At 45.3% G+C, this 25,118-nt stretch carries 28 protein-coding genes, 1 tRNA gene and 1 riboswitch; of the genes, 12 read left to right on the top strand and 17 right to left on the bottom strand.

Annotated elements, in window-relative coordinates; all coding sequences use genetic code 11:
* Positions 1–35: 35 nt before the first annotated feature.
* From infC to C2759_RS04560, 7 genes are all read right to left on the bottom strand, one after another.
* Positions 36–569 (bottom strand): translation initiation factor IF-3, encoded by a 534-nt coding sequence (infC, locus tag C2759_RS04590; protein ID WP_370624483.1) that lies wholly within the window; start codon positions 567–569, stop codon positions 36–38.
* Between the two features lie 33 nt (positions 570–602).
* Positions 603–2,525, bottom strand: a complete 1,923-nt coding sequence (thrS, locus tag C2759_RS04585; RefSeq protein ID WP_215356474.1) for a threonine--tRNA ligase — start codon at positions 2,523–2,525, stop codon at positions 603–605.
* A gap of 113 nt (positions 2,526–2,638) precedes the next feature.
* Positions 2,639–2,715: transfer RNA gene (locus C2759_RS04580), tRNA-Val, on the bottom strand.
* Between the two features lie 19 nt (positions 2,716–2,734).
* The gene (locus C2759_RS04575) at positions 2,735–4,756 is read right to left on the bottom strand and encodes a bifunctional (p)ppGpp synthetase/guanosine-3',5'-bis(diphosphate) 3'-pyrophosphohydrolase (protein WP_215356473.1); all 2,022 of its coding nucleotides are present in this window, start codon (positions 4,754–4,756) and stop codon (positions 2,735–2,737) included.
* A gap of 15 nt (positions 4,757–4,771) precedes the next feature.
* Positions 4,772–6,592: an alpha/beta fold hydrolase gene (locus C2759_RS10645; protein ID WP_215356472.1), complete on the bottom strand. Its 1,821-nt coding sequence runs from the start codon at positions 6,590–6,592 to the stop codon at positions 4,772–4,774.
* A 65-nt stretch (positions 6,593–6,657) separates the two neighbouring features.
* Positions 6,658–7,308, bottom strand: a complete 651-nt coding sequence (locus tag C2759_RS04565; RefSeq protein ID WP_215356471.1) for a CoA transferase subunit B — start codon at positions 7,306–7,308, stop codon at positions 6,658–6,660.
* Positions 7,309–7,358: 50 nt separating this feature from the next.
* Positions 7,359–8,057: a CoA transferase subunit A gene (locus tag C2759_RS04560; protein ID WP_215356470.1), complete on the bottom strand. Its 699-nt coding sequence runs from the start codon at positions 8,055–8,057 to the stop codon at positions 7,359–7,361.
* A gap of 221 nt (positions 8,058–8,278) precedes the next feature.
* Between C2759_RS04560 and C2759_RS04555 the strand changes: the two genes are divergently transcribed.
* Positions 8,279–9,949: an electron transfer flavoprotein-ubiquinone oxidoreductase gene (locus C2759_RS04555; RefSeq protein ID WP_215356469.1), complete on the top strand. Its 1,671-nt coding sequence runs from the start codon at positions 8,279–8,281 to the stop codon at positions 9,947–9,949.
* Between the two features lie 26 nt (positions 9,950–9,975).
* On the opposite strand, the gene C2759_RS04550 is transcribed toward C2759_RS04555, so the two are convergent.
* The 4 genes from C2759_RS04550 to C2759_RS04535 form a co-directional block, all read right to left on the bottom strand.
* Complete coding sequence (locus C2759_RS04550) at positions 9,976–11,121, bottom strand: MFS transporter (protein WP_215356468.1); 1,146 nt, start codon at positions 11,119–11,121, stop codon at positions 9,976–9,978.
* Positions 11,122–11,153: 32 nt separating this feature from the next.
* On the bottom strand, positions 11,154–12,269 hold the full coding sequence (aroC, locus tag C2759_RS04545; RefSeq protein WP_215356467.1) for a chorismate synthase: 1,116 nt from the start codon (positions 12,267–12,269) through the stop codon (positions 11,154–11,156).
* 43 nt (positions 12,270–12,312) lie between these two features.
* Positions 12,313–12,768, bottom strand: coding sequence for a CBS domain-containing protein (locus C2759_RS04540; protein WP_215356466.1), 456 nt, complete (start codon positions 12,766–12,768; stop codon positions 12,313–12,315).
* A 75-nt stretch (positions 12,769–12,843) separates the two neighbouring features.
* Positions 12,844–13,692, bottom strand: a complete 849-nt coding sequence (locus C2759_RS04535) for a YihY family inner membrane protein (RefSeq protein WP_215356465.1) — start codon at positions 13,690–13,692, stop codon at positions 12,844–12,846.
* A 30-nt stretch (positions 13,693–13,722) separates the two neighbouring features.
* Between C2759_RS04535 and wrbA the strand changes: the two genes are divergently transcribed.
* From wrbA to ppk2, 5 genes are all read left to right on the top strand, one after another.
* Positions 13,723–14,319 (top strand): NAD(P)H:quinone oxidoreductase, encoded by a 597-nt coding sequence (gene wrbA, locus C2759_RS04530; RefSeq protein WP_215356464.1) that lies wholly within the window; start codon positions 13,723–13,725, stop codon positions 14,317–14,319.
* 9 nt (positions 14,320–14,328) lie between these two features.
* A complete protein-coding gene (locus C2759_RS04525; protein WP_215356463.1) occupies positions 14,329–14,727 on the top strand; it encodes a DUF2069 domain-containing protein in 399 nt (132 codons plus the stop codon).
* A 113-nt stretch (positions 14,728–14,840) separates the two neighbouring features.
* Positions 14,841–15,026, top strand: a complete 186-nt coding sequence (locus C2759_RS04520; protein ID WP_046330073.1) for a hypothetical protein — start codon at positions 14,841–14,843, stop codon at positions 15,024–15,026.
* A 288-nt stretch (positions 15,027–15,314) separates the two neighbouring features.
* Positions 15,315–15,608, top strand: coding sequence for a serine/threonine protein kinase (locus tag C2759_RS04515; RefSeq protein ID WP_215356462.1), 294 nt, complete (start codon positions 15,315–15,317; stop codon positions 15,606–15,608).
* Between the two features lie 24 nt (positions 15,609–15,632).
* Positions 15,633–16,406 carry a polyphosphate kinase 2 gene (ppk2, locus tag C2759_RS04510; RefSeq protein WP_251367029.1) on the top strand — a complete coding sequence of 258 codons (774 nt, stop codon included), beginning with the start codon at positions 15,633–15,635 and terminating at the stop codon, positions 16,404–16,406.
* 1 nt (position 16,407) lies between these two features.
* Here the strand turns inward: ppk2 and C2759_RS04505 are convergent, their stop codons facing one another.
* The 3 genes from C2759_RS04505 to C2759_RS04495 form a co-directional block, all read right to left on the bottom strand.
* Positions 16,408–16,671 (bottom strand): hypothetical protein, encoded by a 264-nt coding sequence (locus C2759_RS04505; RefSeq protein WP_215356774.1) that lies wholly within the window; start codon positions 16,669–16,671, stop codon positions 16,408–16,410.
* A gap of 8 nt (positions 16,672–16,679) precedes the next feature.
* The gene (locus C2759_RS04500) at positions 16,680–17,366 is read right to left on the bottom strand and encodes a DUF3313 domain-containing protein (RefSeq protein WP_215356460.1); all 687 of its coding nucleotides are present in this window, start codon (positions 17,364–17,366) and stop codon (positions 16,680–16,682) included.
* 91 nt (positions 17,367–17,457) lie between these two features.
* Positions 17,458–17,805, bottom strand: coding sequence for a hypothetical protein (locus C2759_RS04495; protein ID WP_251367028.1), 348 nt, complete (start codon positions 17,803–17,805; stop codon positions 17,458–17,460).
* A gap of 88 nt (positions 17,806–17,893) precedes the next feature.
* Between C2759_RS04495 and C2759_RS04490 the strand changes: the two genes are divergently transcribed.
* The 6 genes from C2759_RS04490 to C2759_RS04465 all read left to right on the top strand — a co-directional run bounded on the left by C2759_RS04490 (position 17,894) and on the right by C2759_RS04465 (position 21,429).
* Entirely contained in the window at positions 17,894–18,271 is a 378-nt protein-coding gene (locus C2759_RS04490) for a carboxymuconolactone decarboxylase family protein (RefSeq protein ID WP_215356643.1), read from the top strand.
* Positions 18,272–18,305: 34 nt separating this feature from the next.
* Positions 18,306–18,629 (top strand): hypothetical protein, encoded by a 324-nt coding sequence (locus C2759_RS04485; RefSeq protein WP_215356459.1) that lies wholly within the window; start codon positions 18,306–18,308, stop codon positions 18,627–18,629.
* A 14-nt stretch (positions 18,630–18,643) separates the two neighbouring features.
* Positions 18,644–18,781, top strand: a complete 138-nt coding sequence (locus C2759_RS04480) for a hypothetical protein (protein ID WP_215356458.1) — start codon at positions 18,644–18,646, stop codon at positions 18,779–18,781.
* 147 nt (positions 18,782–18,928) lie between these two features.
* Positions 18,929–19,339 (top strand): DUF4149 domain-containing protein, encoded by a 411-nt coding sequence (locus C2759_RS04475; RefSeq protein WP_256441206.1) that lies wholly within the window; start codon positions 18,929–18,931, stop codon positions 19,337–19,339.
* Between the two features lie 28 nt (positions 19,340–19,367).
* The gene (locus tag C2759_RS04470) at positions 19,368–19,721 is read left to right on the top strand and encodes an HNH endonuclease (RefSeq protein WP_251367027.1); all 354 of its coding nucleotides are present in this window, start codon (positions 19,368–19,370) and stop codon (positions 19,719–19,721) included.
* A gap of 145 nt (positions 19,722–19,866) precedes the next feature.
* Positions 19,867–21,429, top strand: a complete 1,563-nt coding sequence (locus tag C2759_RS04465) for a cryptochrome/deoxyribodipyrimidine photo-lyase family protein (RefSeq protein ID WP_215356456.1) — start codon at positions 19,867–19,869, stop codon at positions 21,427–21,429.
* A gap of 155 nt (positions 21,430–21,584) precedes the next feature.
* Here C2759_RS04465 and C2759_RS04460 read toward each other — a convergent pair whose 3' ends face one another.
* From C2759_RS04460 to C2759_RS04450, 3 genes are all read right to left on the bottom strand, one after another.
* Entirely contained in the window at positions 21,585–21,770 is a 186-nt protein-coding gene (locus C2759_RS04460; protein ID WP_215356455.1) for a hypothetical protein, read from the bottom strand.
* 118 nt (positions 21,771–21,888) lie between these two features.
* A riboswitch (glycine riboswitch) is annotated at positions 21,889–21,993 on the bottom strand.
* 881 nt (positions 21,994–22,874) lie between these two features.
* On the bottom strand, positions 22,875–24,182 hold the full coding sequence (locus C2759_RS04455; protein ID WP_215356454.1) for an aspartate aminotransferase family protein: 1,308 nt from the start codon (positions 24,180–24,182) through the stop codon (positions 22,875–22,877).
* Between the two features lie 14 nt (positions 24,183–24,196).
* Positions 24,197–25,111 carry an NAD(P)-dependent oxidoreductase gene (locus C2759_RS04450; RefSeq protein ID WP_215356453.1) on the bottom strand — a complete coding sequence of 305 codons (915 nt, stop codon included), beginning with the start codon at positions 25,109–25,111 and terminating at the stop codon, positions 24,197–24,199.
* Positions 25,112–25,118 lie beyond the last annotated feature (7 nt).

Here is a 25,118-nt window from a genome sequence, read left to right as displayed (position 1 = left end):
CTTAAACAACAAACCCCATCTTGCGATTTGGTTTATTACTTAGCCTTACGAATGGGGGCCAATACCATCACCATCTGGCGACCTTCCATCTTTGGAAACTGTTCTACTTGACCATGTTCAATCAGGTCTGACTTCAAACGCTCCAACATTCTGACTCCGATTTCTTGGTGGGCCATTTCACGACCCCGAAACCGCAGCGTAATCTTTGTCTTATCGCCATCTTCCAAAAAGCGGATTAGATTGCGTAGCTTCACACCATAGTCACCATCATCTGTGCCGGGACGGAACTTCACTTCCTTCACCTGAATCACCTTTTGCTTTAGCTTAGCTTCATGCAAACGTTTGGCTTCTTGGTACTTGAATTTGCCGAAGTCCATGATCCGGACTACAGGTGGCACAGCTGTCGGAGCAATTTCAACCAAATCGGTCTCTTTCTCTTCCGCTAAAGCCAGGGCTTCACTCAACTTAACTACACCGATGGGTTCTCCATCCAGTCCAATCAGACGCACTTCAGGAGCAGTAATCTCCCGATTTATGCGCTGCGATTTATCAGTAGCGATCTTCTTAATTCCTTTAAAAAAACAATAAAAACCATTCCACCCCTAGCTAGGCTCGGGTCCGACTTTCTGAGAAATATCCTGCTGGAGTCGGGCAACGAAGGCATCAAGAGGCATTACCCCTAAATCCACTCCGCCACGGGCACGAACGGCCACCGAATTACTTTCTGCTTCTTTATCCCCTACAACTAACAAAAATGGGAGCTTCTGTAATGCGTGCTCGCGTATTTTATACGTAATTTTCTCATTCCGCAAATCCGATTCGACTCTAAACCCTTGTTTTTTCAGAGATTGCTGGACTTTTTGAGCATATGCAGCAGAATTATCCGAGATATTAAGGACTACAGCCTGGGTCGGAGCTAGCCAAACTGGCATATTTCCAGCATGGTTTTCGATCAAAATACCGATAAAACGCTCCAAAGAGCCGACAATTGCTCTATGGAGCATCACTGGAGCTTTACGAGTGTTCTCTTCGGTGACATATTCAGCGCCCAAACGAGCTGGCATCGAGAAATCCACCTGAATCGTGCCGCACTGCCAAGTACGTCCAATCGAGTCTTTCAGGTGATATTCGATCTTCGGACCATAAAAAGCACCCTCACCTGGCAATTCTTCCCATTCTTGGCCTGAAGCAGTCAAGGCGCCACGTAAGGCAGCCTCCGCTTTATCCCAAATTGCATCATCGCCAACGCGCTTAGCTGGGCGAAGTGCCAGCTTTACAGCAACTTCACTAAAACCAAAATCTTGATAAACCTCACGAACTGCTTTATCAAACGCGGCTACTTCAGACTGAATTTGATCTTCAGTACAGAAAATGTGGCCATCATCTTGTGTGAAACCACGCACGCGCATCAAACCATGTAGCGCACCAGACGGTTCGTTACGGTGACACTGACCAAACTCGCCGTAGCGTAATGGCAATTCACGATAACTATGTAAACCGGAGTTAAAAATCTGCACGTGTCCTGGGCAGTTCATCGGCTTTAATGCATAGGCACGATTCTCTGACTCGGTTGTAAACATGTTTTCTTTGTAGTTATCCCAGTGGCCAGACTTTTCCCAAAGACCGCGATCCAAAATTTGTGGGGCCTTAACTTCTTGGTAGCCTTCGCGCTGATAAACGCGGCGCATGTACTGCTCAACCTCTTGCCAAATAGACCAGCCTTTTGGATGCCAGAAAATTAAACCAGGCGCTTCAGGTTGAAAGTGAAATAAATCCAAAAACTTACCAAGGCGACGGTGGTCACGCTTCTCGGCTTCTTCGAGCATATGCAAATGCGCGTCTTGATCTTCTTTTTTTAGCCAAGCTGTACCGTAGATCCGTTGCAACATTTCATTCTTGCTATCGCCACGCCAGTAAGCACCAGCAACGCTCAGAAGCTTAAACACTTTGAGCTTGCCAGTAGATGGCACATGGGGTCCGCGACATAAGTCAGTGAATTTTCCTTCGGCATACAAAGACACATCTTCGCCCTGTGGGATGCTAGAAATGATTTCTGCTTTGTAGTTTTCGCCCTGATCCTTGAAGAACTTCACAGCCTCATCACGCGGCATGACTGTGCGCATCACTGGCTCATCTTTTTTAGCCAGCTCAGCCATTTTCTTCTCAATTGCCACCAAATCTTCAGGCGTGAATGCGCGATGAAATGAGAAGTCGTAATAAAAACCGTTTTCGATGACAGGTCCAATGGTGACTTGCGCCTCCGGGAACAGTTCTTTTACGGCATAGGCCAATAAGTGGGCTGTGGAATGGCGCACAATCTCCAGCGCCTCTGGGCTTTTATCGGTAATGATTGCCAATTGACTATCTTTGTCGATCAGAAAGCTGGCATCCACCATCTTGCCATCTACTATGCCGCCGAGGGCAGCTTTGGCAAGCCCACTTCCAATACTTTGGGCAACATCAAGAACGCGCACGGGAGCTTCAAACTCACGTTTAGATCCATCTGGCAGAGTAACTACAAGCATGACCGCTCCATCTTATTAAGATTCAGCCGAAAGACTGATTTACTGCACAACATCCACCAAAAAGAAAGCGCGGGAGCTTTTGGGCAACCGCGCACTTTTGGGTCTTTATTCGTTGGTAGGCTCGATTGGACTCGAACCAACGACCCCCACCATGTCAAGGTGGTGCTCTAACCAGCTGAGCTACGAGCCTATATAAGCCATAGAGTTTATCACCGGCGGCGTACTTGGGTCACCCCTTTGACTTCTTCTAGCGCATTTTGGGTAAGCCGCAAGGCTTCCGAGTCCTTAATCTCCACAGTCAGCAGTATTTGAGCAAGGCCTCGCTTGGCAGATTTACGAAGATCAATCACATGGACGCCCTGCCTTGACAGAATCTCAAACAGCTCACGCATTAACTCGGGGCGATCGAGGCCGGTTACAGCTAAATCCGCAGGAAATACTCGCTTGGGGTCATTTACGACTGCTGTTTCAAGCCCAGAATCATTCCAAGCGGTTTGGATAACGCGCTCAGGGGCTCGCTCCAATAAACCTCTAAACGTTTTGCAAGAGCGCCGATGAATCGATACACCACGACCTTGGGTCACAAAGCCTGCAATCGCATCGGGTGGCACCGGCCGGCAGCACCTCGCCAACTGGGTCATCAATGAATCCACCCCCACCACCAAAACATCACTTACCTGGCCCTGCTTGCGAGCGCTTTGTTTAAGAACGATTTCTGGGGCTGGGGCAATAACCTTTGCTTCTGTCTTTTGTTCTGCTTTGGTGTCGGCGGACTTAGATCCAGCCTCTTCATCATCCAAGGCATTAAACCAAGCGCGTACACGTGTACGAGCACGCTGTGATCGCAAGTAATTGCGGCTCGGACTGATCCAATCTCGCGAAGGGCCGCCATGTTTTACAGCGACGATTTCAATAGTTTGACCATTCTGCAATGAAGTATCTAAAGGCACCATCGCGCCATCTACCCGCACACCTCTACAGCGATGACCCAGATCGGTATGAACTGCGTATGCAAAATCAATAGGCGATGAACCCTTCTCTAAAGAAATGACCTTTCCTAAAGGAGTGAGTACATAAATATGGTCATCGATCTCATGGTGCTTGAGTTGCTCCCAAGCATCCTCTTTCCAAGAAATGAGTTGCCTTGCCCAAGCAATTTGGCGCTCATAGGCAACCGCTGCACTGTGGGTACCAGTTTGATGACTTGGATTGACATCATTGGATTTATTTTTTGGCGGAGTTGCAGTGCCAACATAAGCTCCCTCCTTGTAGCGCCAATGAGCTGCCAAACCATACTCAGCCTGTTGATGCATTTCATTGGTGCGCACCTGAATCTCAAATGCTGTTCCGTGCTCATCCATCACTACGGTATGCAAGGATTGATATCCGTTTGGTTTTGGTCTGGCAATATAGTCATCAAATTCACGTGGGACTGGCTGCCAGACGTTATGGACTATTCCTAAAATGGCGTAACAGGATTTAACGTCATCTACTAAGACTCTAAATGCCCTGACGTCATAAAGATTAGCAAAGTCGAGCGATTTGCCCTGCATCTTTTTCCAAATGCTATAGATGTGCTTTGGGCGACCCTGAACCTCACCTTCAATACGGGCAGCATTTAATTCTTCTTTAAGCTTGCTAACAATCTGGTTAATAAAAGATTCACGTTCAATACGCTTACCATCCAACATCTTGGCGATGTCACGGTAGGTTTCTGGAGAGAGAACTCGAAATGCCAAGTCCTCCATCTCCCATTTCATTTGCCAAATACCAAGGCGATTGGCAAGCGATGCATCAATATTGAGAATCTCTTGCGCCCAAGCTGTTGGCATCTCGATTTTTTCTTGAGTAATCCAACGTAAGGTTTGTAAGCGTGAAGCAAGATAAATCAAAACAACACGTAAGTCATCACCAAACGCGAGCAACATTTTTCTGAGCATTTCTTCTTGCCCAGAAATACTCAGGCCGCCATCATTACGTACTAGCTTGGCTTGAGCCTGCCGCAGGCCGCGATAGCCAATCAGTAACCTAGCTGACTCGTCGCCAATCAGTTTGGTGAGTGATTCTTTGCCATGGGTGCGGGCAATATTATGTGCAGCGATCAGTGTTGCTTCATCAAGGTGAAGCAACTTCAGTATGCTGAGAACGCCAGCAGCATGATGCTCAGAAGGCTCGCCATACCAACCATCAATAATTTTGATGCTCTCAGATGCAGAAGCAGCATTTGACATGGGCTATAGAAATCCTTAACTAAAGAATTCTTTTGCTAAAGCCACTTGCTCAGACTTCACAAAGGCAGGCGCATGCCCTACTCCCGGAATTTCAATACTCCGAATATAAGGATTGACCTTACACATCTCGGCTACAGTTTTAGCCGAAAGCAAATCTGACTCACCGCCACGCACAATCAACATCGGGATATGAATTTGCTTGAAGGCATGCCACATCGCCATCTCTCCCGCCTTTGCCATAATCGGATTAACCGACGCAAACGGAACAGAAATATCAGGGTCGTAGTGCATTACCCAAAGCCCATCTTTTTGTATGAGCATGGGGCCGTTATAAATCTCCCACTCTTCTGGGGTGTGACTGCCAAAAGAGGCGCAGATCTCATTGAGGCGTTGCAAAGCATCTGCACGATGAGAAAAGCTAAAAGCTTGGCCAACATAAGAACCTAGGCGCTTGATGGCCTCAGGCTCAATGCGTGGACCTACATCATTAATCAGCATGCGACGAATCGGACTCTTAGGCATTGCGGCATAGACCATGCCAATCAAACCACCCATTGAGGTACCAAACCAGTCTACTTGCGCAACGCCAAGATGCCCAATTAAGCTTGCCATATCTGCAACATATTGTGGGACAGCATAGAGCATGGGGTTCTTTAGTCGATCCGAATCTCCGCGACCGACTACATCCGGACAAACAACGTAATAGTCCTGACTCATTGCCTCAGCCAAGGTTTTAAAATCACTTCCCCTGCGTGTTAGACCATGAACACAAACTAAGACTTTGGGGTTATCAGGATTGCCCCAGGCGTGATACGCCATACGATGGGGGCCGTCAGGACTGGTACACGTAACGAAGAAGGTATCTCCCTGATGAATAACATTCGGTATTTTCTGATGAGCACTGAAGTCTTCGGCGTGCACATGCTCATCTGACATACCAGGAACTTCCGGCTGTAAAGTCACGTGATCAATTCCGTGCTTATTGAGCAGCATCTCATTAATACGCGCCATGATTTCTGGCCACTCACCAATATGCTCAATCTCAATATGGCCAATGAGCGCTGGAAAGCTGGGAGTCATCTCCCAAACATGCAGATCATGTACCGCTAAAACGCCGGGTACCTTTTTTAAATCCTGACCCACTTGAAGGTAGTCGATATGGAGAGGCACCCCCTCCATCAGGAAGTGATAGGACTCTTTCAGAATAGAAATAGTGGACTTCAAAATTAAAAGGGAGACCAAGATAGATAAGATGGCATCAATCGGCATCCATCCAGTGAGCTGAATCACGATACCCGCAATCAGAGCAGCTATTGAGCCTAGCAAGTCGCCCATGACATGAACCAAGGCAGCACGAGTATTAACACTCTTTTTATCGCGCGACAGCACCCATGCCACCACAATATTCATGAGTAAGCCAATGGCCGCCACTATCGTGACAGTTAAGCCATCCACTTTATGCGGATCATAGAATCGACTAATTGCCTCAACCATAATCCAGGCAACCAAGGCCAGCATCGCAATGCTATTAACAAAGGCCGCCAAGGCCTCAGCCCTTCCAAACCCAAACGAATGTTTTGGCGATGGTGGACGACGAGAAATGATTTGCGCCAACAAAGCCAGTCCTAAGGCAGCAGCATCAGTCACCATGTGACCAGCATCGGATATTAGCGCTAAAGAATTTGCAAAGTAAGCAGCGGCCCCTTCGACTCCAGAAAAACCCAGTGTGAGCACCAGGGCAATGAGCAGGAGATTCTGATTAGAGACTTCCTTCCTATGGCTATGCTTAGCATCGCCCTGCTTGTGTGCGTGAAGTGAATGATCTACAACGCTCATAAAGGAGTCTTTAAAAAAGAAAATGGGGTCAATGACCCCATTATTTCACTATCCATCAAAAAAGGTTAGAAACCTGCGACGTCTATAGGGGCACCAGTTTTGGATATGACTTCTTCCTTAGTTACACCAGGAGCCAATTCCACTAGCTTTAAACCCTTTGGCGTGATGTCGAGTACGCAGAGATCGGTAATGATGCGACTAATAACACCCACACCAGTTAATGGCAGAGTGCACTTAGGCAGAATCTTGATTTCTTCTGTGCCATCTTTTTTCTTAGCAACGTGCTCCATCAAGACAACTACATGCTTTACGCCAGCAACCAAGTCCATGGCGCCGCCCATACCTTTGACCATCTTGCCCGGGATCATCCAGTTCGCCAAATCACCATACTCACTAACCTGCATCGCACCTAGAATTGCAATATTAATTTTTCCACCACGAATCATTCCGAAGGAATCTGCAGAAGAAAAAATCGAGGAGCCAGGCAAAGTCGTAATCGTTTGCTTGCCCGCATTAATTAAATCCGCATCAATCGTTTCTTCAGTTGGAAATGGACCAATACCCAACAAACCATTTTCGGACTGAAGCCATACTTCCATGCCTTCCGGCACATGATTGGCCACTAGGGTTGGCATACCAATGCCTAAATTGACGTAATAACCATCCTTTAGCTCCTTAGCAGCACGTGCTGCCATTTCATCTCTATTCCAAGGCATATCAATCTTCCTAAATATTCTGTACTGTTTTTATATGGTGTATGTGGGTATTAAGCAGCAGACAAAGTGCGTTGCTCAATACGCTTCTCAGGCGTCGTGTTTAGTACTAAGCGATGAACATAAATGCCTGGCGTATGAATCTGATCGGGATCTAACTCACCGTTCTCTACGATTTCTTCAACTTCAGCAACTGTGATCTTGCCAGCCATTGCAACCATGGGGTTGAAGTTTCGAGCGGTGTAGCGATAAATCAAATTACCGGATTTATCTGCCTTCCATGCTTTTACGAGCGAGATATCAGAAACGATTGCGCGCTCCATGATGTAGCGCTCACCGTCAAACTCTTTTTCTTCTTTGCCCTCAGCAACCAAAGTACCAACACCTGTTTTGGTATAAAAAGCCGGAATACCGCAACCACCAGCACGCAACTTCTCTGCCAGGGTTCCTTGTGGAGTAAATTCCAGCTCGAGCTCGCCAGCCAAAAACTGACGCTCAAATTCTTTGTTCTCACCAACGTAGGAAGCAACCATCCTTTTGACTTGTCTTGAGTTCAGCAGTAGACCCAAACCAAAGCCATCCACTCCTGCGTTATTAGCAATCGCTGTCAGATTTTGCGCACCAAGGTCCTTAACCGCTTGGATCAAGGCTTCAGGAATGCCGCACAAGCCAAAACCACCAACAGCCAGTTTTTGGCCATCTTTTAAGATATCCCTTAAGGCATCAACAGCCGATGGGTAAGTTTTTTTCATAAATTCGTCCTAATATTGCCAAAAAAGGTAAAAAAGTAATCATAACGCTTTAGGCTCCTGCGCCCATTGGCATTGGGCACTTACTTGGTTTCTATGGCTTAGAACTAAACTATAGGTATAGCTTGGAGCTTTAAAGGTGGCAGAAATGCTCAAAATACCTAAATACCCACAATGCCTAATGACTAATGTGCCCTATTGATAAGTAATGTCGGAGAAATGAAATGACTGCCCAGGAATTACTCGAACAGTTTGGACCTAGAGAATCCATGGACTATGACCTCATCATCGTAGGGGGTGGTCCTGCAGGCTTATCCGCAGCCATTAAAGTAAAACAGCTAGCCGATGAATCTGGCAAAGAAATCAGCGTCTGCGTACTTGAAAAAGGGTCTGAAATCGGCGCGCACATCCTGTCTGGCGCCGTCATGGATCCTAAAGCACTTACTGAATTATTTCCTAACTGGAAAGAGCTAGGCGCACCACTAGATACTGAAGTAAACCAAGATGAGTTTTTATTTCTGACCAAGGAGAGCTCGTTTCAAGTTCCGAATTGGATGCTGCCCCATTGCTTTAAGAATGAAGGTAACTATATTGTCAGCTTGGCTAATGTCACTCGCTGGCTGGGACAACAGGCTGAGAACTTGGGCGTAGAAATCTTTCCAGGCTTTCCTGCTGCAGAAATTCTCTATAACGAACAAGGTGCAGTTTGTGGTGTGATTACTGGATCTATGGGTCTAGACAAAGAAGGTCAACCCACAGACCAATTTCAGCTAGGTATGGAATTGCGTGCCAAGTACACCCTATTTGCTGAAGGTTCACGCGGACATTTAGGCAAACAACTGATTGCCAAGTTTGCTTTAGACAAAGATGCTGATCCCCAAAGCTACGGCATTGGCATTAAAGAACTGTGGGAAGTTGAACCCTCCAAGAGTAAGCCTGGTCTTGTGGTTCATACCGCAGGCTGGCCATTAGAGAGCGATACCTATGGCGGCTCCTTCCTGTATCACTTGGGTGATAACAAGGTTGCCGTTGGTTTAGTAGTTGGCCTGTCCTATAAGAACCCCTACCTCTCTCCGTTTGAAGAGTTTCAACGCTATAAGTTGCATCCAAAGATTCGTGAAACCTTTGAAGGTGGTGAGCGCCTAGCTTACGGTGCGCGGGCACTGACAGCTGGTGGCTTAAACAGCTTACCTAAAACAGTTTTCCCCGGTGGCGCACTCATTGGTTGCGACGCTGGATTCTTGAATGCCTCACGCATTAAAGGAAGTCATGCTGCCATTAAGACCGGCATGCTGGCTGCACAAGCTGCAGTTGCTGCGCTTGCTGAGAATCGTTCCGCTGATGTGCTGGCCGCCTATCCCAGTGCATTCAAAAATAGCTGGCTCCATACTGAATTAAATCAGGCGCGCAACTTTAAACCGTGGATGTCAAAAGGTTTGTATTTAGGCACCCTCATGGTTGGCCTTGAACAGAAAATTTTGGGCGGCAATATGCCATGGACGATTCACTTAAAACATGCCGACCATGAATGCTTAGAGCCAGCAGCGAAGCATCAAGCAATTGATTATCCAAAGCCGGATGGCAAGATTACTTTTGATCGCCTCTCATCAGTATTTATCTCCAATACCAATCATGCTGAGAATCAACCTATTCACCTCACCTTAAAAGATGCGTCGGTACCGGTGAACTTGAATCTCAAAACTTATGCAGGCCCAGAGCAACGCTATTGTCCTGCTGGTGTTTACGAGTATGTTGAAAAAGAAGGTCAGCCGCAGTTACAGATCAATTCGCAAAACTGCGTGCATTGCAAGACTTGTGACATCAAGGACCCAAGTCAAAATATTGTTTGGGTTACTCCTGAAGGTGGTGGTGGCCCAAACTATGGATCAATGTAAATCTGCTGATCCAGTTATCTAGCGGGCTAGTGGCGAGGTCGTAGCTTTCCAATTGCCATGCCCCCTAGGCCGCAGGCTAAAGCGGCCATCACAAAGACATTGCGAGGCTCAGTAGCATCCCATAGCCAACCAGCAAATAAACCGCCTAAGGTTCCGCCTAAGCCATAAGACACGGTTGCCATTAGAGCTTGTCCTCGAGCCTGCAGTGGACCAGTAAACCAACGTTGCAATAGTTTCGTAGCAGCACTATGGTGCGCTCCAAAAGTAGCGGCATGCATGAGCTGAGCCAGAATCAGAACCCAAGTGAGTGGGAAGAATGCCATCAAGATAAATCGAAACACGCCAATACCAAAAGCGATTTGCAAAACGACTTCGGGATCTAAGCGACTCAGTACTTTGCTTTGGAAATAAAAGAAGATCACTTCAGCTGCGACACCTAAGGCCCAGAACAATCCAATCTGGAATTTGTCGTAACCTAAATCAGCCAGGTACAGCGAATAGAAGACATATAAAGCAGCATGCGCAAAGATCATGAAAAATCCAGAAAGCAAAAACCAACGCACATCCGGATTCAAGAGAACAATTAGAAGTTCGCCTTTGACCATCTTGCGACGCTCCATCTTGGGCTCATCCAAGCGAAAGGTGACCAGCGCTAAGAAGGTCAAAATTACCGCGCCTACGATGGGATAGAGCTCAATACCTTTGCGTTGAAATAATTCGCCCGCAAATAAGACCATCGCAATAAAACCAATTGAGCCCCACAAACGCAAACGGCCGTAACGCTTATCAAATGAATTGTCTTTAAATAAGGCATGTACAGTTGCCGACTCACCCAATGGCATCAAGCTACTGAGAATGGTGTGCAGTACAAACATCCAAATAAAAAATGCAATATAGCTATTGAGAAAAAAGATACTCAGAAAAGTGACTGCTGCTAAACACGCACAAAAGCGAATGATGCCAATGCGATCCGATAGGTAGTCTGACAACCACCCCCAAGAGAACGGTCCCACTATTCGGGTGATCTGTAGCATGGACATTAAGACCGCAATCTCAATAACGCTAAAGCCACGATCTAAAAAAAAGAGACTGGCGTATGGAGAAACTAAACCAACATAAGCAAAATATAAAAAGAAAAAGGACCCGAAGGCCCAACGCACTGAAGGTGTCATTTTCTTTTTAGGTTTCTAAAGTAAATTTTGTATCAATCTTTTACAGAGTCGGGACGTGCAGCTGGGATCGAAGGAATAGGATGTTTCACATCGCCGCACTGAGCGCGATGACGCAAAGCGTGATCCATCAATACTAAGGCTAGCATCGCTTCAGCAATTGGAGTGGCACGAATTCCAACACAAGGATCATGACGACCTTTGGTTTTCACGGTAATCGGCTTGCCGTCTAAATCAACCGATTCTTTTGGACTCAAAATACTAGAGGTTGGCTTGATGGCAATCGACACCCGCAAATCTTGACCAGTACTGATGCCGCCTACAGTACCGCCCGCATTGTTACTAGCGAAACCATCTGGATGCAACTCATCGCCATGCTCACTACCGTGTTGCGTTACTGACTTAAAGCCAGAGCCAATCTCAACACCCTTCACTGCATTGATGCCCATCATGGCATGAGCAATATCCGCATCTAACTTATCAAATAAAGGCTCGCCCAATCCAATGGGAACATTGCGCGCTCGCACTTCAATCTTCGCTCCGCAAGAATCCCCTGCTTTGCGCAGTCCATCCATATAAGCCTCTAACTGAGGAACGATATCGGTATTAGCGGCAAAGAAAGGATTGCTCTCAATCAGTGCCGCGTCTTTAAATGGGATTTCAATTTCACCGAGTTGACTCATGTAGCCATAAAACTCCGTGCCATATTGCTCTTTGAGCCACTTCTTGGCAATTGCTGCTGCAGCAACTACCGGTGCAGTCAATCTTGCTGAAGAGCGCCCGCCCCCACGAGGATCACGCAAGCCATATTTATAGTGATAAGCGTAATCAGCGTGACCAGGTCTGAATGTTTGCAGGATATTGCCGTAATCTTGACTGCGTTGATCAGTATTACGAATTAACAAGCCGATGGGCGTACCCGTAGTTTTGCCTTCATATACACCGGATAAGATTTCTACTCTGTCAGCCTCTTGACGCTGGGTTACATGCCGCGAGGTTCCTGGCTTGCGGCGATCTAAGTCTAGCTGCAAATCAGCTTCAGACAGAGACATACCTGGAGGGCAGCCGTCAACAATAGCGCCAATGGCGGGACCGTGGGATTCACCAAAAGTGGTGACAGTAAAGAGAAGGCCTAATGTATTTCCTGACATATAGACATTATGTCATTGCTCGGGGGCTTGGGCTAGGCTGAGCCTATGGGCTAGCTTTTTCAGCCCCTTCTGGCCAGTCGCGGATATATGCCTTGAGCATGGAGTTTTCAAAGTCCTGGGCCTCAACAACGGATTTGGCCACGTCGTAGAAAGAAATCACACCCATCAGCATCTTTTGGTCAATCACCGGCAAGTAACGAGCATGGTCAACTAGCATCATGCGGCGAACCTCATCAATCTCCGTCTCCATATTGCACGTCAAAGGCTTGGCATTCATCACGCTTTGGACGTTGAGATCATCTAACTTGCCATGGTGTTTTGCTAAAGCTGAAATCACTTCACGGAATGTCAAGATACCCACGAGTTTGTCGTACTCCATCACAACCAATGAGCCGATGTCATGCTCACTCATCACTAAGACAGCAGTTTGCAAAGCAGTATCCGGTGCCACTGTAAATAGTGTGCTGCCCTTAACGCGCAGTATGTCGCAAACTTTCATTTGATCTCCAGCAAAGGGTTTTCATTTAATCAATATATGCTTATGCCCCAAAGGAATCAAGGGGCATATGAGGTTTCAGTAGCTAATCACCTTGAGCAACCCATTACGAATGCTAGGGAGATTGGCAACCAAAACCGCCCCAGCCAAGGTAATCCACCAGGTAAGGTAAATCCAAATCAGCGCCAAGGGGAAGATCGCAAAGGCGCCATAGACCGTTTTGTAGAAGGCGACATTAGTTAAAAAGAGGCCAAAGCCAAACTTCATCAACTCAAAAGTTAAAGCCGCAAAGAAGGCGCCACTCAAAGCATCACGCCACTGAATCTTGGCGTAAGGTAGGATTTTGTAAGCCACTGAAAATACGGCCATGGCCAGGAGTACTGGCACCACCGTTGCCACAAACCCCAAACCAAAGCTTAGGGTTTCCGTCCACCCCTCTGCCGCACTAAATAGGAGACCACTCAGGTAGGTACCAATACCCAATAAGATAGGTCCCAGTATGGTTGCGGAAAAATAGATTGCCACCTTCTTCAAAATAGGACGAGTTTCAGAGATGCGAAAGATCTGATTAAACGCACTCTCAATGACAGCTAATGTCATGATCGTCGTAATTACCAGGCCGACCAAACCAATTAAGGTGAGGCCTTTAGCCTGAGCTGAAAATTGATCTAAGTAATTAAAGACCTGCTGATTTAAGCCCCCCGGCATATAGGTATCTAGTAGCCAAGCCTGAAAGGCATACTTAATTCGAATCACACTTGGGAGATAGCCAATCAAAATGGAGGCTACCGTCAGCATGGGAATTAAGGCAAGCGTTGTAGTAAAGGCCAAGCTAGCCGCTACTTGCTTCAAATTTTGACCCCGGTTACGCTCCCATATCTCTTTTCCCAGAGAGAGCCATAATTGAGGATTCCGTATGAGGCGCATCGCCCATATCATAAAAGATAAGAGAAGAATATGAGCCAATCTGACGTTTTAGTTTTGTACTACTCACGCTACGGAGCAACCCGAGACTTAGCTCGACTCATTGCCGAAGGTATTGAAAGTGTCCCGGGTGTTAATGCCAGACTACGCACTGTCCCAGCAATCTCCACTGTCTGTGAAGCTACGGAAGCTGCAGTCCCAGCAGATGGTGCTCCCTATGTTGAATATGCCGACTTAAAAGAATGTATTGGTCTAGCTCTAGGTTCTCCCACACGCTTTGGCAATATGGCCGCTCCCATGAAATACTTCTGGGATGGCAGCTCTTCAGAGTGGCTAAATGGTGCACTCGTTGGCAAACCAGCTTGCGTCTTTACCAGCACTGGCAGCCTGCACGGCGGCCAAGAAACCACCCTTCTCACAATGATGATTCCCTTGCTTCACCACGGCATGATGCTCATGGGCATTCCTTATAGCGAACCTGACCTCATGAGCACCTCAAGCGGGGGTAGCCCTTATGGCGTCACCCACCTTGCGCATGCCGATGGTAGAGCGCCGATTAGCCCTGAAGAACAGCGCCTAGCGATTGCTCAAGGCAAACGCTTAGCACTTGCAGCTATCAAACTGATTTAAGGGTAATTTATGTTCAAAAGCTGGCTCTCCAAAAACCCTTATCAGCTGATAGCTACGGCAGCTTTTGTTGATCTGTTCATTCTGTGCGTTGCTTGGGAATGGTTCATTTCCCCACTCAGGCCCGGTGGCTCCTGGCTCATTCTCAAGGCCATTCCCCTACTATTTGCCATTCCAGGCCTGTGGAAAGGTAATGTCTACACCATGCAGTGGGCCTCTATGCTGATCCTGCTCTATATCACCGAGGGCTTAGTTCGTATTTTGGAAACTGGAGTCAATTTCTGGATGGCAGCCTTAGAGACCACCATTGGAACAGTGGGTTTTGTCTGTCTGCTGATGTTCCTCAAACCCATCAAAGCGCGGGCTAAGGCAGCAAAAAAAGAGCGGGCTGCAGCCGAAATCCCAGAGTAAAGGCCTTAAAGGAGCTGATTTGCCGACTTTTTGCCAAATTCTTTAAAAATATTACTTATTTCTGTCATCTCAGCCACTTTTCCATGCGTTGTATGACCATGGAGGTAGTTAATATGTCAACAAGACTAAAACGCTGGGCCCGCACTATTGAGCAAATCGACTTGTCCAAAAGGACGCCTGAAGTCGCTATTGGCTATTTAGACAGCAAATACCGCGATATCGCTTGGCGTTACATTCGTATTTTGGGCTTTGAGCGCACTATTAGCTTTATGGCCAGCAATAACTTCCACCCAGAATAATCCGCCTCACTCCAAAAAACCTAGAAGATCTCCTGTCTGGGGTCTTCTACTTTGGGGGGTCAAGCAATAGCTGATCCCCGAATCATCGGATTCCTGCTTCTTGCATAACTTAATAATTCTTGCAAGATCGCTTCAATTTTCCTCGCAAAAAATATTGAACATATTGGGAATATGAATCTGAGTGTCATAATCACTTGAAACTGATTGCAATAAAACGTAGCATCAGAAGTTAGACATCGGCCATTTACGCAGATTAAATAAACAGTACTCTCTTGAAAGGAATACACCATGAGTCAGAAAAAATTAGTTAAGCAGTTATTGAAAAAACTAGACAAGCTCGAGGCAGATAGAGAAAAACTCATCGACAAGCTGGCAAAAGCTTTGGATAAGCTTGAGAAAAATACGCCAGTTAAAAAGGTAGCAGCCAAAAAAGCAGCGGCCAAAAAGGCCCCAGTTAAAAAAGTTGCAGCTAAGAAAGTGCCAGCAAAGAAGGTAGTAGCAAAAAAGGCTCCAGCTAAAAAAGTAGTGGCCAAAAAAGCTGTTGCGAAAAAAGTAATTTCAGAAACACCTATTGCTGAATAATCCAATGTTTTGCGAAGGCTGCCCGTGAGTAATTCTGAAATTCATGAACATACTTACGAGGCAGACCTCAGACTGCTTCAAATTGAATTAGTCAAACTTCAGCGTCACATTATTCAAAAAGGTAAACGCCTCTTAGTTATTTTCGAAGGACGCGATACCGCCGGTAAAGATGGCTCCATTAAAAGTATTACCGAACATTTAAGCCCCAGAGATAGTAGAGTCGTTGCTTTGAATAAACCCTCCCCGCACGAGGAAGGCGAATGGTACTTCCAAAGATACGTTGCTCAACTTCCGACCGCTGGTGAATTCGTATTATTTAACCGTAGTTGGTATAACCGTGCGGGCGTCGAAAAAGTCATGGGATTTTGCACTGACGACCAATACAAGCAGTTTATGAATACAGTCAATGATTTTGAATCTCTACTAGTTGGATCGGATATTCAAATCATTAAATATTACTTAGATATCAGCAAAGAAGAGCAAGCAGCTCGACTAAAGGATCGCGCAAAGGATCCACTAAAGCAATGGAAGATTAGTCCAATAGACCAAAAGGCACAGAAGATGTGGAGCGCTTACTCGGAAGCTAGAGATAGCATGCTCAAAAAAACTAGCTCATCAGATGCTCCCTGGACAGTCGTTAGTGCCAACGATAAAAGACTTGCGCACCTCAATCTGATTGCCAATTTGTTGTCACGAGTTGATTACCCAGACAAAGACAAGAAGATCTTCAAGATTGATCCAAAGATTGTGCTGACTTGGCCTGCAGATTCTAAAAAGTTACCTAAGCTCGCTCACTAAATTAACGATCTGCCATTGCTTCGATTTGAGCAACAGTGACATAGCCCCTGCCCTGCACGTCAATTCTGCTGAAATGGTTATAGATTCGAGGCATACAGTCTTTGGCCTCATCCATGGTCAGCCTACCATCTCGATTGGCATCACATTTAGCGAAGCGCTCTTGAATTTCTTTATTACGTGATGCGTCATCAGCATAAGCAGGGGCTGCTATAAAGATAAACGCTGCCACGCTGATAGAGCATATTTTGCCGATGGATAATCGCACAGAGATTCTTATTTTGCAGAAGTTACTCTTGGATCAGCAGCGGTTTCTAATGCAACCCTGACTACTTTTTTAGCCATAGCAACAAATGATTCAACTGAACCACCGCCCGTGCGGAAAGATTCACCCTGAATAGTGACTAAGCCCTCACCAATGACTTCTTTAGTTTGACTATCGGTAATCTTGCTCTCTACCAACATTGCCGGAGTTTTAGAGTTCACGCCACCGGCATAAGCTGCTGCATTCATTGCCAATCCAATTGGCGTGAAATTCCATGGCTGCAAGCTATCTGCCGAACTCTCTGCACCAGTAATGCCAACGGAGATTCGAGCAACACCTGGACCGGGTTGATTTACGATCTTAATACTACCACGACTATTCACTGCACTAACAATGGAATCTTGCAATGCAATCTGCGCTTGATTAATGAGCTCTGGAGAAATTTCCCTCGTAGCGTTTTGGTTCAAGTAGATTGGATCCAAAATGACTGCAGTGTAGGCGCCTGGATTCACGCCAGCTTTACGATATCTCCAAATACGAGTATCCGCTTCAGATGTAGCCATCGGCACTAATACCGAGTAATTTGGCAAAAACCCCGACTTGGGCATTGGCTCGCTGGCCAATTTAGGCGTATTGCTACAGGCAGCCAACAAAGTAGCTACAGAGATTGTCGCAACTAATGCGCCTAATTTATTCATGTGTTCTTCCGGTGAGAGGTTTGCTTGATACCAGCTTTACAGCTGCATCTTTTAGATCATACGCTGAATGCAGGTTATGAATCTAAGTTGCCTAAGGTGCTGGGCAAGGCATCAAGCTCCCTGACTTTTGATGAAGTTGTGGTCTGCACTCTACTGGTGCGGTGACAGCTTTTGGGGTTGGCGATGGGCTAGAAGCAAATGCCCGCTGAACTTCAGCTTGAGTCACCTTTGGTGCAGTCGCATTTTGGGTAGCTACAGATTGATAAAATTCTTTATCAGTTCCAGGGCATGGCATTAAGGCGCCGGTTTTAACATTCATAACTGACTTACATTGTGGATCAGCCTGAAGCCTAGCCTCCAACTTATCAACAGTACAGGCACTCAGTAAAGTCAGAGTGCAGGATAAGGCGGCAACACGCAAAGCAAGAGTCATATTCATACAAATCATTCTAGGCTAAACGGGATTGCCTAAATAGTGGCAATATATGAAATCTATTCAAAACATGGCAACAGCACAGGAGATTGGTATGAATAAGGAAGCATTTGAAAAAGGCCTCAAAACTCGCCGCGAAGTACTGGGGGCTGAGTACGTAGACAACTCTATTAAGAATGCTGATGCGTTCAATATGCCTATGCAGGAATTGGTCACTGAATATTGCTGGAATGAAATCTGGAATCGCCCTGGATTAGATCGTAAAACAAGAAGCATCATTAATCTCTCCATGATTACCGCTTTAAATCGCCCTCATGAGCTAAAGCTTCACGTACGAGGCGCAATTAATAATGGATTAAGCAAAGAGGATATTCAGGAGGTATTTTTGCAGGCGGCGATTTACTGTGGGGTACCTGCAGCGATTGATAGTTTCCGATGTGCGAAAGAGGTCTTTGCGGAGATGGGAATTTAGGACGGCAATCTAACAATTTGAGGGAGAAGTAAAAATGTCAATATTTCGTGCAGGTCTAGCCTTGGTATTTTTGCTGGTGATGACCAACCAGTCATTTGCCCAAGCAATCTCTAAAGATTATCAAAAGAATTGCGCTCGCGAGCAAGTAGCTGAACATCAAGGCATTAAAGGTAAAACCCTCACTGAGGAGGACTTTACAGCCTATTGCGCTTGCCAAGCCGACTTCATTTCTAAAAATGCTTCGAATCGACAAGTTAATGAGCTAGTCATGAATCCAAAAGCAAAGCCTGAGTGGCTCAAGACTCTAGAGTCAAAGGCTATTAAGGCTTGCATTGCAGACCCTAAAATGAGTACATAGGATTTAGGAAGCAAATGGATAACTTTGGCCCCGTTATTTTGATTGAAGTAGTGCTGATTTTTGGAGGAGTTTTACTATTCGCATGGTGGCAGTTACGCGATCTTCGGAAAGAACGAGAAAAAAATCAGAAGAAAAAAGAGCAAGAAACTTAGTGGCTGACTCAGCACTCTGCCTATTTTCTGAAATCATCGCGTAGACCAGGGCTTAACTTGATTCACCATAATGCTTTGCTATTTTGATTCATTCTATTTCTTACCCAACAGCGCTACTTGTAAAACTGCTTATCTCGAGGCTATCCTTTGATTAAAACCGTTCTCCACACATCTGCCTTACTAAGCTCCTCCTTACTATTTGGAGGCATGCTGTTATTTTCCGCAAGCTTTGCCGCATTTCTATTTAAATCTTTACCACCAGAAGAAGCTCGTGCATTAATACGCAAGGCCTTCCCATCTTTTTATATATTTGTTGCCATCACATCACTCATTGCAGCGCTACTAGCTATAACGAGCAGTTTATTTAGCGCTAGTATTTTGGCGCTCATTTTTCTAACCACTATTCCTACTCGTCAAATCCTGATGCCCGCAATCAATGCAGCTGCGGATGCAAAGCTGAAGCAGCGTTTTTTAGTGTTACATGGTTTATCTGTTGTTATAACCCTGGTACATATCGTCGCGGTTGGATTTGTGATTGTTGATTTAGCAGCCCAATAAGCCGACCTATTTTCAGGTTACTAACGCTATGACAGGACGCATCAAGAAAAAACTGATTCTGTCTGAGTTAAGTAACTTACCAGGTCCACAACCCGAATTATTGATTTGCCCACTTTGCGACAGAGCCATCCCAAAATCGCAGCGAGATGAGCACCACCTGATTCCTAAATCTCATGGGGGTCGTCAAACTGCAGTCTTACATCGCATTTGCCATCGACAGATACACGCCGTCTTTACTGAAGCTGAGCTAGCGCGCCAATATAACACTGTTGAACAACTTAAACTACAAGCTGACTTAGCAGGATTTATTGAGTGGGTTCGCTTAAAGCCCGATGAATTTTTTGAGCGTACACGCAAAAGTCGAAGGCTAAAGTCTACGTAGTGTCTTGGTGTCAGTACAAAATGTAAAAGGTTATCTTGCTAGCTAGGCAAAATTAGTCAAAGGCTCTTATGATGGGAGATTACTTTTTTAAGAGATTAATGATGTATTGACATTAATCTGAGTTAATTTTTAATACCATCAAATTATGAGTTATCAACTGGTCTGGTTTAAGCGTGACTTGCGCTGTGAGGACCACGCCGCCCTTGTCGAAGCTATAAAGCGTGGACCTATTCGGTGCATTTACGTCATTGAGCCAACGCTTTGGCTGCAACCAGATGTCTCCCTTCAACATTTTGAGTTCATTCGAGAATCCCTTCAAGACCTAGATGCCCAACTGCGTTTACGTGGCGGCTCTTTAGAGATCCATGAAGGTGAACTGATTGAGGTGCTTACTAAAATTTGGCAAGCCAATCCTTTTCAGGACATCCATTCTCATGAAGAAACTGGAAATGGATTTACTTACGCCAGAGATCGAGAACTTGGTAACTGGTGCAGGTCTCACGGCATTCAATGGGGTGAATATCCCCAGTTTGGCGTGACTAGGGGTCTTAAGAACCGTAATGTATGGCAAGCCAATTGGCAAAGACACATGGAAGCACCCTTACATGATCTCTCACAGATTCATTTTTGGAAAGCCCCTCTTTCAAGCACCTTAGTACTGAATTCAGGCACTTCTCTTTTAACGCCCTCAACAATGCAGGCGCCTCAGCACTTGCACCACAACCCTCCCCGCAGACAACACGGAGGAAGGTCTGTCGCCCTCAAAACACTCAATAGTTTTTTAAAGCAACGAAGCATGCAGTACCGCGGCGGGATTTCTTCACCTCTATCCGCGCCAGATGCTTGCTCCCGCTTATCGGTATATCTGAGCTATGGGTGCCTTAGCATTAGAGAAGTAGTTCAAGCTACAAACGAAGAATTACTGCAAACTCCGCCTCAAGCTAGCCGAAAAATATCAGGTCTGAGTGCCTTCATGAGTCGCTTATATTGGCATTGTCATTTCATTCAAAAGCTAGAGAGTGAACCTGAAATCGAATGGCAAAACATGCACCGCGGATATGACGGACTCCGTGAGAATGAATTTAATCAAGATTACTTTAATGCCCTAAAGGACGCTAAGACGGGCTGGCCCATGGTAGACGCCTGCGTCACTATGCTGCGCGAGACGGGATGGCTTAATTTTAGAATGCGTGCAATGCTGGTCTCTGTTGCCGCCTACCCACTTTGGCTGCATTGGAGACCGGTAGGGGAATGGTTAGCTACTCAGTTTTTAGACTATGAGCCAGGCATCCATTGGAGTCAGCTACAAATGCAATCCGGCACAACCGGAATTAATGTGACTCGCGTCTATAACCCCATTAAGCAAGCGCAAGACCAGGACCCAAAAGGCATTTTCGTTAGAAAGTGGCTTCCTTACATGCGACAGATACCAGATACATGGATATTTGAGCCATGGATGATGCCTCAGGAAGTGCAAAAGAGTATCGGACTCTATACTGGTAAAGAAATCCCAGATCCAGTGGTAGAAATTGCCATTGCCACAAAGCAATCTAAAGATCGTCTATATGCTAGACGTAACTTGTCAGAAGTTCGGGCTGGTAAAAAATCTGTTATTGATAAACATGCCTCGCGAGCAAAAAGAAATGAACGCAACAGCTCTAAGGCCAAAGGGGAAGATACAAGCTCACAATTTACTTTTGAGTTTTAGATGTGTCCTGATAAATCCATTAACCAAGATGTAGTTTGAATCCTTATTTAAGGTGATGCTCATAGATTTTTTTACTCTACCTAGCATGCCTCAAACGTGAGACCTACGCTTTAAATAAACCCCAGCTATTGCTAACTGGGGTTGTTGTTTGACTATCAGGCTGGAGTAAATGGCTTTGATGACTTACAGAAATCTACTATTAACTCTGAAAAGCCGAGATAGCGTGCGTTTGTTTTTCTAAAGCTTTCTAGTTCGGCAATTGCTGGTGAAACTTCATTTTTGTAGCCAGCATCCTCATATCCAGGATGAAAAGGGGCTTCTTGGACTAGTTTATTGCTCATGATGAATATCCTTATTCAGTAAGTGAAAATTGAATCAAATGATCTGTATTGCCAAAAACTGAATTAGCTCGGAAGTGCGCGCATGCGAAATCTCCTAAAGTTCCATATCAATATGGCTGCCGCTCCCCCTGTCCCTGATACCTGAGAGATTCACACTGCAGCGTGGCTGAGTGCTTGCTCCTTCGGTGCACCATAAAGATGGTGACTCTCCAGACGGCTATTTAGGATAAGCAGTACCTTCCTGATGGATACCTGAGCGTTCATGGGAGTTTGCGCCTTCGGTGGAGATAAAACCTCACTCTCCTGCTTGCGAAAAAGTATATCCTTAAGTCTGGAATCTATTCAAGTGTTATTTAATCCAATCCGTGTTTTGGACAAGCTTTTGCTATGTTGGACAACTAAGTGAATGCTGTCTTAGTCGCTGCAGTTGACTGCAAAGCGTTGATTTAAAGGAATTGGGGAGTACTTTGGTAGCCTGCCCAGCACGATTCGAACGTGCGACCTACGCCTTAGAAGAAATTGTGGCTGCTGAAAAGTCCAACAAATTCAATGACTTACACGATAAAAATGGCGCTGTGTAATAAACTGTGCGATGCGGTTTAGAGTGTGTTGAGCGCTTAAAAGACTCAATTTAATAGTACTGATTCAAACCATGTGCTCAATACGGGCCTTCTAAAGCGAGAGAATCTTGATACCCGTAGATACTATGCCATCGATAGCAAAGGCGGCTGTACATAAAACAGTTGTGAAAACTGCAATAGCAGTGGAAGATACGTAAAAGCATGGTTTGTGCTTAACATTTAGATTGTCGTGCTTCTCAGGCTTGCGCTGCTTATTTGTCTTGTATTGCATATTTATTTCCTAAAGCATATTGATTATTGATTGGGTCTAATACTTCTAATAATTTGATGGTTATCCTATGATTTTCGAGGGCACTACTAGTGAATTTATTTTGCGCCAATTAAATGAAACTTTTGTGACACCGGTTGTTTGGGATTTTTTTTAAATTAGTTTTGATAGTAATTTAACTAGTCTTTATGGAATAATTTGTTGTATCACTGTGTAATAAATCGTGCAATAACGCAGGTCGTTTGACTACTTATTCTAGAGTGCGGATTTAATTGCTTTAGTGGCCACATCCTCTAACCAAGCAAAGTCTATTTGACCATGTGCCTCACAAATAAACCAAGGCTCTCTTGAGTCTGGCTCGAGCATCACTCCATACTCAATTAATTTCCAGGCAAATTTTTGATATAGGGTATTGTTCACTTTTCGCCACTGGCGATAATTATTGGGTACTTCCCTAGAAAAGTGAATGCCAAACATTGCAGGCGGTCCAGCAAAAGCATGTTCAATTCCAGCAGCAGTAAAGACACGACCTAATAACGCTTTAATCTTCTGTCCCGCCTCATCCACTGTTTTAAGAGCATTGGTTTTTCCCAAAATATCTAAGGTTGCATATGCTGCACTTAAGCTGACTAAATTGGCAGTATAGGTTCCACCATGCACAACACCTCCATGATGAGAACCAACCACGTCCATCACCTCGGATCTTCCACCAAAAGCCGCAATAGGATAGCCGTTGCCCATGGCCTTAGCATACGTTGTTAGGTCTGCATAAATTCCATACAAAGATTGAGCGCCACCCTTAGCTACCCTAAACCCCGTTTTAACTTCATCAATAATGAGAATCGTACCGTTTTCGGTACATAGATCACGCAATCTTTGTAACCAGCAATTACAGGCTGCAATACTGCCTGCGTTACCAATAATTGGCTCCAATAAAATACAGGCTAAGGAATCTTTCCTTGCCATAAAAAGTTGCTCAAGAGATTCATAATTATTGAGCTCAATAAAGTCAACCAGCTCGCACGTATTGTTAGGAATACCTGCCCCAAATGGAATAATTTTGGGGGGAAGAAGATCGCCAGAATTCCAATTTTCGATATCAGATTTCCACATCATTTCATCAACTAGGCCATGAAAGCTACCTTCTACAATAGCAATTCGATCTCTGCCAGTAAAACCACGCGCTGTTCTGACTGCGCCCATCACTGCTTCGGTACCAGAATTAGCAAAACGTAACTTATCAATTTGTGGGCATAGCGCTTTGATTTGCTTCGCCACCTCTGTATCTAGAGATGTAGAAAAACCCGATAGCGTTCCGCCTTCCTGAATTTGTCGAATAACGGCCTGGTCAATACGATCATCGCGATAGCCCAAGATAATTGGGCCATATCCCAAACGAAAATCAATGTATTTTTTGCCATCGCAGTCCATCAGCTGAGCCCCCTTGGCTGAGGAGATAAATACAGTTTGCTCATCACCCCAATAGCGGTAATTTTCTGCTACCCCTTGAGGCATGTGCAAGTGCGCTTCTTGCATGAGTTTGACTTGATTCTTTAATGTCATGATCTGTATAACCGTTATGGAAGCAAATTTTGTGATTGAGGGCGTAAATAAGTACCAACCCGATCTTCCAATAATTTGACTACATGCAACTCAGCAGCAGATGCCCCATATGTTTTTTGAGCCTCCTCGAAAAGGCTTTGAACAAATTGACCCATAGTCAACGTAAAGCCCTGAGACTGCGCAATTTGATTGACCAAATCCAAATCTTTACAACATAACGCTAGAGAAAAACTTGGGTCATAGTGACCTGCAAAAATCGATGGAATGTCATGTTGAGCTACCCAGCTATTACCAGCACTTGATTGAATCGCTGCAGCAACAATATCTAATGGAATATCAGCCTTAGCACCTAACATCAAAGCCTCACCGATCACTGCGGCATGTGTAAACCATAGCAGATTGGTGAGTAACTTAATCGTAGCCCCATTACCAGGTTTACCAACATAAAATATTTTTTCGCCAAGAACTTCAAAAATGGGTTTCCACATCGCAAAATCTGACTGCTTACCGGCAACAAAAATCGATAATTTACCAAGTGCTGCAAAGTCAACAGCATTAGTCACTGGCGCCTCTAAAAAGCCTACATTCTTTTGTTCCAGTAGGTTTGATAACTCTTGTGCTAGCTCTACCGAACTGGTGGAAGTATCAATAATGGTCGATCCTGGCTTTATTACATTAATGAGCCCGCCGCCACCAAACATTACCTCTTTAACTTGTGTTGGACCTGGCAATGAACAAATCACTACATGGGATTGCTCACCGATTTGCGCAATACTTTCAGCAAGACTTGCGCCTAATGAGACTAAATTTATTGCTTTATGAGACTCGAGATCAAATACGCTTAGCCTATAACCCGCTTTTAATAAATTAGCTGCCATGGGATTGCCCATATTACCTACGCCAATAAAGCCAATTAGTGGGTCATTCATCTTTATA

Source organism: Polynucleobacter sp. MG-Unter2-18 (assembly GCF_018687675.1).
In the GTDB taxonomy this organism is placed as follows: domain Bacteria; phylum Pseudomonadota; class Gammaproteobacteria; order Burkholderiales; family Burkholderiaceae; genus Polynucleobacter.
This window is presented reverse-complemented; position numbering and strand designations above follow the sequence as displayed.